1 protein-coding gene is annotated in these 1,474 nt (G+C 17.9%); it reads left to right on the top strand.

What is annotated here, in order from left to right:
* The coding region (locus RI01_RS03700; RefSeq protein WP_017193177.1) for a hypothetical protein at window positions 1-1,323 on the top strand (1,323 nt) is incomplete at its 5' end.
* Window positions 1,324-1,474 lie beyond the last annotated feature (151 nt).

The raw sequence follows: 1,474 nt of genomic DNA, 5'->3' as shown, positions 1-1,474 counted from the left end.
CCTTCTCTTAATTTAGAAAGTAAAATAGAAGATATTAAAAGAAATCTGAAACAATCTAAAATAAATGCTCGTTTTAAAGCTATTTATAATTTTGCTGAAGAACAAAAAATTAGTTGGTTAACACTTACTTTGCCGCATCATAATGCTAACGGTTCTTTATCAAAAGAGGTTAAAAATTATGATCAAACGCATCAATTAGTAAAAAAATTTATTAATAAATTACGTTATGAATATAGACAAATTTTACATCAAAAAGGCTTTAAAAAAGATAAGATTATTAAATTTTTAAAAAAATTTAAATATTTTATTGCTTCACAAATACAGACTAAAAATAATAGAAATGTATGGCATTTTCATATTATGTTTAATATTGATTTATTAAAAATTTTTGGTTTTACTAATGAAATGATGTGTCAAAAAAAAGGTTTAATAAATAATTCAGAATTTTTAGAAAATAAAGAATATTACGAGAAATATCAACATAGATATAATAATAAGAATGGTTGGAAAAAAGTTAAAAGTAAAAATTTAATTATTCCTAATGTTTTTAAATTATGGGCTGATATTATTAATAATGAAAAAGGTTTATCTAATTTAAAAAGATTAAATCCTCGTTCTCAAAATTTACAAGTTTTTAAAAGTAATGCAAAAATTAAATTAGAAATAAACGAATGTCAATTGAAACAAAGTATTTGTAAAGAAGATAGTTCTTCTATTATTTCTAAATATGTTACTAAATATGCTGAGTATGTCGGCAATGATAAAGAAATTAAAAAAATGATTTTACAAAAGAAAAATTATTTAACAGGTAGACATTTATTTAAATTTTCTAAAAGTTGTCAAAAATTACCTATTACTAAAACTTTAAAATTTTTACCTTTTGATTTGCAACATCCTAAATATCAATTAACTAATTTATATCTTAGTAATATTTTAAATTTTGATCAACAACATATGTTTTTTAAAATATTAAGAAATGATATTTTAGATATTAATGATAATTTATTTAAAAATAATAATAAACATTTACAAGAATTTAATAACAATAAATGTTTTATAGAAAATAAAAATAAATATATGTCGAAATATATTAAACAAAAAGGACAATTATCACTTTTTTATGGCATCATATTTTATGAAAAAAAATTATTCGATAATTATATTAATAGTCCAAAATATTTTAAAACATGCAATTTAATTAATAAATGTTTTAATCTAACTAAATTACAAATCAAACAATCTTTTAAAAATAATTTAGATAAAAAAGTACGATTTACTCATTTTAACAATTATATTAATCCTTTATATCAATATTTAAATTAATAATTTGTAATATTTAATATCAAGGCAGTTTTAATAAAAAAATACCCTTCTTTAAAAGGGTTTTTTGTGTTGTTTTATTTATGTTTTTTCAATTAATTGTTTAAATAACTTTAAAATTATGTATAATATAGATATAAATAGAAAAAAAATT

Source organism: Italian clover phyllody phytoplasma str. MA1 (assembly GCF_000300695.1).
Classification (GTDB): Bacteria; Bacillota_I; Bacilli_A; order Acholeplasmatales; family Acholeplasmataceae; genus Phytoplasma.
This window is presented reverse-complemented; position numbering and strand designations above follow the sequence as displayed.